The organism is Bacillus infantis (assembly GCF_008180445.1).
GTDB classification, from domain to species: Bacteria; Bacillota; Bacilli; order Bacillales; family Cytobacillaceae; genus Bacillus_AB; species Bacillus_AB infantis_B.
On sequence record NZ_VTER01000004.1, the window covers coordinates 354205 to 360379 of the forward strand.

The 6175-nt window shown below is 46.0% G+C and carries 9 protein-coding genes and 1 other RNA gene; 5 read left to right on the forward strand and 5 right to left on the reverse strand.

From position 1 onward, the window contains the following. Window positions 1–57: 57 nt before the first annotated feature. Entirely contained in the window at window positions 58–723 is a 666-nt protein-coding gene (locus FZD51_RS09605; protein WP_148974552.1) for an SIMPL domain-containing protein, read from the forward strand. 41 nt (window positions 724–764) lie between these two features. On the opposite strand, the gene ssrS is transcribed toward FZD51_RS09605, so the two are convergent. Next, a non-coding RNA gene (gene ssrS, locus FZD51_RS09610) (6S RNA) lies at window positions 765–946 on the reverse strand. 125 nt (window positions 947–1071) lie between these two features. Here ssrS and FZD51_RS26105 point away from each other — a divergent pair. Continuing rightward, window positions 1072–1233: a hypothetical protein gene (locus tag FZD51_RS26105; RefSeq protein ID WP_187445691.1), complete on the forward strand. Its 162-nt coding sequence runs from the start codon at window positions 1072–1074 to the stop codon at window positions 1231–1233. A 63-nt stretch (window positions 1234–1296) separates the two neighbouring features. Here FZD51_RS26105 and efp read toward each other — a convergent pair whose 3' ends face one another. From efp to FZD51_RS09630, 4 genes are all read right to left on the reverse strand, one after another. Next, window positions 1297–1854: an elongation factor P gene (gene efp / locus FZD51_RS09615; protein WP_148974553.1), complete on the reverse strand. Its 558-nt coding sequence runs from the start codon at window positions 1852–1854 to the stop codon at window positions 1297–1299. Between the two features lie 24 nt (window positions 1855–1878). Beyond that, entirely contained in the window at window positions 1879–2940 is a 1062-nt protein-coding gene (locus FZD51_RS09620; protein ID WP_148974554.1) for a M24 family metallopeptidase, read from the reverse strand. A gap of 1 nt (window position 2941) precedes the next feature. Further along, window positions 2942–3382: a type II 3-dehydroquinate dehydratase gene (gene aroQ / locus FZD51_RS09625; protein WP_148974555.1), complete on the reverse strand. Its 441-nt coding sequence runs from the start codon at window positions 3380–3382 to the stop codon at window positions 2942–2944. 78 nt (window positions 3383–3460) lie between these two features. Beyond that, window positions 3461–3976, reverse strand: a complete 516-nt coding sequence (locus tag FZD51_RS09630) for a YqhR family membrane protein (RefSeq protein WP_148974556.1) — start codon at window positions 3974–3976, stop codon at window positions 3461–3463. Between the two features lie 247 nt (window positions 3977–4223). Here FZD51_RS09630 and FZD51_RS09635 point away from each other — a divergent pair, with 247 nt between their 5' ends. From FZD51_RS09635 to FZD51_RS09645, 3 genes are all read left to right on the forward strand, one after another. Then, complete coding sequence (locus FZD51_RS09635) at window positions 4224–5168, forward strand: DUF1385 domain-containing protein (RefSeq protein ID WP_094767077.1); 945 nt, start codon at window positions 4224–4226, stop codon at window positions 5166–5168. A gap of 47 nt (window positions 5169–5215) precedes the next feature. After that, window positions 5216–5596, forward strand: a complete 381-nt coding sequence (locus FZD51_RS09640) for an SA1362 family protein (RefSeq protein ID WP_187445692.1) — start codon at window positions 5216–5218, stop codon at window positions 5594–5596. Window positions 5597–5801: 205 nt separating this feature from the next. Beyond that, on the forward strand, window positions 5802–6175 hold a 374-nt coding region (locus tag FZD51_RS09645), incomplete at its 3' end, for a transposase family protein (RefSeq protein ID WP_148974558.1).

The following is a 6175-nucleotide window of genomic DNA, read 5'->3' on the forward strand; positions in this document are numbered from 1 at the left end:
CTGCTGCCGGCCGGAAACCAATAAATTAAAGCAAGAAGGATTAGGGGAGGACATTATATGTATAAAAATCAAGGCATTTCAGGGCAGCCCCTCCAGAAGCAGGGCCGGAACACGATCAGGGTTACAGGAAAGGGAACCGTCGAAGTAAAGCCAAGTAAAGCGGAGACCATCTTTGGCGTATCCGCCGAGAGCAGTTCCCTGGCCGAGGCACAGGCGGAAGCGGCCCAGACGATCTCCAGGATACAGGACGCTTTAATCAGGATTGGAGTGCCGGAAGAAAGCATACAGACAAGCAGCTATTCCGTTTTTCCGCAATACGATTTTCAGGATGGGAAACAGATTTTCAGAGGGTATAAGGCAGAGCATTTATTAAGGGTGATTGTTTCACCTGTGGAAGCCGCCGGCAGAGTATTGGATACCTCTGCAGAAAACGGAGCGAATATCATTTCTTCTGTCAGGCTTTTAGCCGATGAAGCAAAGCCTCAGAAGCAGGCTCTGTCACTCGCAGTCATTGATGCCTATGAAAAGGCCTCTGTTATTGCAAAGACACTTCATGTACAGCTGGTTAAAACACCAGCAGCAGTCACTGAAGGAATCATTGCCCCCGGCCAGCCAATACCAAGGGAAGCCGGCATGTCTGTAAAAAGCGCGGCCGCTGGTACTTCAATAGAACCTGGCGCTATGGAAGTTACTGCCTATGTTACAGCAGACTTTGTATATTAAAAAAAGCAACAGCCGATTGGCCATTGCTTTGGGATAACATTATAAGTGCCGCAGTTGCCGCCGATTTATATGGAGTTTCAAACCTGCTCCAACAGGTGGGTGTCCGCAGGAATTCTTTCCGGGTGTCCTCTTATAGAGGCATGCCGTCCTGATTCCGATTTAGGGCTCCCTATTACTACATAAAGGTTGAAACTTCATATACAAACGAACAACGCAGCTTGTATTAATTATATTACAATAACATTTCTAAAATGGCAATAGCTTTAAGCCATTTTTTCATAAGCAGGATTTTAAAAGCGCATACTAAAAAGAGTGCGGCAAAAAGAGTACCGAAGGGGTGGCTTCTGAATGGTAAATGAAAATCATGAAAAATTTTTAAAAGAGCAGCAGGATCCGGACCAATATCTTGGCGGAACAAAAAGCAACAGCAAACCGGCATCCTCTGACCCGGAATATAATAATCCCGGAAATACCGATCAATCTCCGGGAACGGCCGGAAGGAAGCTTTAAGAGTTTAAATCAAAAAAATACCCGCTGGCATAATGCCACGCGGGTATTCCTTTTTTTCACTGATCAGGCTCTGGACACATAAGAGCTTTCAGTTGTGTTGATGATCAGGACATCTCCCTGGTTGATGAAGAAAGGAACCTGAACAATCAGGCCGGTTTCAAGTGTGGCAGGCTTGGTTCCGCCAGAAGCAGTATCACCTTTGATTCCAGGCTCAGTTTCCGTCACTTCCAGTTCAACAGTGTTTGGAAGTTCAACACCAAGCGTTTCTTCCTGATACATCATGATCTGGACTTCCATATTTTCTTTCAGGAACTTCAGCTCATACTCAATAGAGTTTTCAGGCAGTTCAATTTGCTCGTAAGACTCGTTGTCCATGAATACGTGCTGATCGCCGCTTGCGTATAAGTATTGCATTCTGCGGTTATCAATCTGTGCCTTGCCTACCTTCTCGCCGGCACGGAAGGTTTTTTCCTGGATAGCGCCGGTACGGAGGTTGCGGAGCTTTGAACGGACAAACGCTGCGCCTTTTCCTGGCTTAACATGCTGGAAATCCATTACTCTCCAGATGCCGTTATCTACTTCGATGGTCAACCCTGTACGAAAATCATTTACAGAAATCATGTGTTATGTCCTCCTAATATGCAATTACAGAATGATTAGTTCTTTAGTTGAATGAGTGAGCTTTTCGTTATGGTCCTTTGTAATGATTGTATCATCTTCAATGCGCACACCGCCAAGACCAGGGATGTAGATGCCAGGTTCGACTGTGACGACCATCCCCTCTTCAAGGATGACATCAGATCTGGATGCAAGCCCAGGCCCCTCGTGGACCTCAAGACCGATACCATGTCCTGTCGAATGCCCGAAATACTCTCCATAGCCTTTGCTGCTGATGTGGTCGCGGGTCAGGGCGTCGGCTTCTTTTCCGGAAATGCCCGGTTTGATGCCTTCAAGACCCTTGAGCTGAGCTTCAAGAACTATATGGTAAATGTCCTTCAGCTTGCTGTCCGGCTCACCCACAGCAAGGGTGCGGGTGATGTCGGATACATAGCCATTATAATAGGCGCCGAAATCAAGTGTAACCATATCCCCTTTTTCAATTACCTTATCGCTTGCCACTCCGTGCGGAAGGGCAGATCTGTATCCGGAAGCAACAATGATGTCAAAAGAAGAAGAGGCTGCACCTGCTTTTCTCATAAAGAATTCCAGTTCATTCGAAACCTCCAGCTCTGTCCTGCCGGGGCGTATATAGTCCAGAATATGAGTATATGCCTTATCGGCAATGCTCGCAGCTTCCTTTAATATCTTAATCTCTGACTCCGTCTTAATCAAGCGTAACTTTTCAATTGCCCCGCTTACCGGAACAAGCTCTGCTTCTGCTGCTGCTTCATAGGCTTTGAAGGAGGCAAATGATACATGATCCTGTTCAAAGCCAAGCTTCTGGATCCCCAGATTCCTTGCCTGCCTGGCCGCCTCTTCGACGATATTGCCTGAATGCTGAACGATCTCAAAGCCTTCACACTGCTTCCCGGCCTGTTCAACATATCGGAAATCGGTGATGAACTGTGCTTTTTCCCCGCTGATCAGCACTACTCCTGCAGATCCGGTGAAACCGGTTAAATATCTTCTGTTATAATTGCTCGTAACCAGCATCCCATCGATTGAATGCTGTTCAAATGCGGCGCGAAGCTTCTGTAAATTCTCCATCCTAATTTCTCCCCTTTTCCAAAAGTGCGGATAATGCCAGTTCATATCCCTTGAGCCCCAGGCCGACGACCTGCCCCGCTGTAACCGCTGCGGTGACAGATACATGGCGGAATGGCTCCCGGGCGTGGATATTCGATATATGTACTTCAATGACAGGCACGCTTATGCCTGCTATGCAGTCCCGAAGACTGTAGCTGTAATGAGTGAATGCTCCGGGATTAAAGATCACGCCATCGAACTCAGCCTCATTCGCTTCATAAAGCTTATCGATGAGCGCCCCTTCATGATTGGACTGGCAAGCTTCCAGTTCTGCCCCGTGTCCGCGGGCCAGCTCTGTAATCCGCTCTTCCAGCTGCTTCAGTGTGGTCTCCCCATAAATACCAGGCTCCCGCTTGCCCAGCATATTCAGGTTCGGCCCGTTTAATAGTAGTATTTTTTTCATATATAGGCTCCCGTGAAAAAAAGAATGTCCATAAGAACATTCTATCACAATTGAAATCGGCAGCACACCGAAACCATATTATGTTGCAGTTTCTTTTTCCTTATCTTCCCTGAACCTGATTTCATTTTCTTCATAAGAAATGGAGAAGCCGACGAATACTCCATAAAGAATATAAAAACAGACAGAGGCAATAATTGTATTTTTATCCAGATCCCTCAGCGGACTGATGCCTGGAAAAATGGGATTCAGTACAAAAAAGACCAGCAGGAAAAGCGCAATTCCGTAGGCTGCCCCCGCTAAGATGCTTTTAATCTTTCTAAGCAGGGCATAATAGATGATGGCTGCCCCGATGGAGACAATCCCGATGAATACAAGCGAAATGACCGTCCCCAGCCACGTCTTCTTCCATCCGCCTATAGTCCATGGCTCCAGGATAACCCTTGGATGTATTTCAGTCAGGTTAAAGACGTAAGCCAGATATGCCAGCCCGCTCCAAAGCACCCCCCCGACAAATCCAGTGATAATGACCATAGTCATGAAGGACATCGGCTTTTCCCTCTGATTTTGTTCAAGCTTTGCATGTTCTTCCTTCATTTTTCCACCTCCATTGCTTTAGTATGCCCATGGTTATTTTTTCAATCACATCAAAACCAAAAATTGAAGGTTCACCGGCCGCAAGACTGAAATAATCTTACTTTCGCTCCGCTCTAGAGGTTTTATCCGTTTTTTAGTAGAATAAATATAGGTACATTCAGCTTATGCAAAAAGTGCCTTGCAGGCACGATCCACTTTTTTCAATATGCTGTTTCGGCCCAGTACACAATAGGTTGGTGTTACATATATGTCTAAAGATCAAAAGCCCGTTTATGGCGGCCAGGCGGTAGTTGAAGGCGTCATGTTCGGCGGCAAGCATCATTATGTCACAGCAGTCAGAAGGAAGGATGAATCTATTGAATACTTCCATCTGCCGAGAAAGTCGAATCCGTCTCTCCGGACGATCAAGAAAATCCCTTTCCTTAGAGGGATAGCAGCCATTATTGAAGCAAGTGCGAACGGTTCTAAGCACTTGAATTTCTCAACAGAGAGATTTGATCTTGATCCAAGCGAGGATCATACCTTGAAAGAACAGGAGCCATCCAAGCTGACCATGTGGCTCGGCGTGGCAGCCATAGGGGTCATTTCATTCCTGTTCGGGAAATTTATCTTCACCCTTGTTCCGGTATTCCTGGCGGCCTTGACAAAGCCGATTTTCTCAAGCGATTTTTCACAGGTATTGGTAGAAGGATTTTTCAAGCTCATCCTTCTGCTTGGGTATATTTATTTCGTTTCATTGACCCCGATCATCAGGCGGGTGTTTCAGTACCATGGCGCAGAGCATAAAGTAATAAATGCTTTTGAGAACGGCAAGGAGCTGACGGTCGAAAATGTGCAGGCCCAGTCCAGGCTCCATTATCGCTGCGGCAGCAGCTTTATCCTCTTCACCGTCATTGTCGGCGTCTTCATTTATATGTTTGTGCCGACCGATCCGCTTTGGGTCAGGATTTTAAACCGCCTTGCCCTGATCCCGGTCGTTCTCGGAATCTCCTTTGAGGTCCTGCAGCTGACGAATAAGGTCAGGCATGTGCCTGTTCTGAAATGGCTCGGCCTTCCCGGACTCTGGCTTCAGCTCCTGACGACCAAAGAACCGGATGATAAACAGACAGAAGTTGCCATTCTTTCGTTTAACGAACTGCTAAAAAAGGAAAAGGAAACCGAGGACGCTAATAAAACAGAAGAAATTGTATAAAATATAGTTTAAAAGCAAGTGAAAATGCTCATCATGCTCATAGGGAGGTGGCTTTTTTGAATAACCGGACTTCATTGTACATTGTTGCCGGCCTCATCGGCCTCGCAATAATCGGAATAATAGGCAGATTGGTAAACGACCCTGCCGGTTTTTTGCAGAGTATAGCCGTAATGGCCCTCATTGGTGCTGCCGTATACTTTCTGTTTCGCCGTTTCTACAAAGCTGGCCCTATGAAAAAAGAGCAGCAGGCATTTGTTAAAGCAGCTAAGAAATCTAAAAGGAAATATCAGAAAGAACCTGCCAGCACCAGGAAGGCAAGTGTCGGTTCGCTTACATCCTTAAGAAAAACAAAAGCCCGCAAGTCTCCATCTCATTTAACCGTCATTGACGGAAAAAAAGGCAAAAAAAAGAACCGGGCCTCCCTTTGATGCCCGGGCAGATTAGTATTACTCTTGCTGGCTGTATATGGCCGGCCAACGGAAGCACTGCCAATATGGGGCAGTGCTTTTTTAATGGCTCTATACTAAATGTTGGGGTTCCTACACAAATTGAGACATAAAAAATGCACGTAATCATCCAGTCTTTTATACTTGAGTTGTCGAGAAACAAGTATAGATTGGAGATACGTGCATAATGAATTCTAACATAAAGTTGCCTGGATTTGAAGAAGTAGTGGTTCTATCAATGGAGGAAGTGGAAGAGAAGCTTCGCATACATGTAGAGATGCCTGTTAAAGCCCATATTTGTCCGATTTGTGGGACATCAACGGTGAAAATCCACGACTATCGGATACAGAAAATTAAGCATTTAAAGCTATTTGAAAGACAGACGCTGCTTTTCTATAAGAAGCGCCGCTATGCTTGTCAGTGTGGAAAGAAGTTTGTGGAACGCAACCCCTTTGTCGACCGATACCAGCGTATTTCGGTTGAGCTGAACCAAGCCATTAAGATCCGCAGTATTAAGGGGAAGACCTTCAAAGAGACCGCAGAGGTCTACGGAACCTCCAC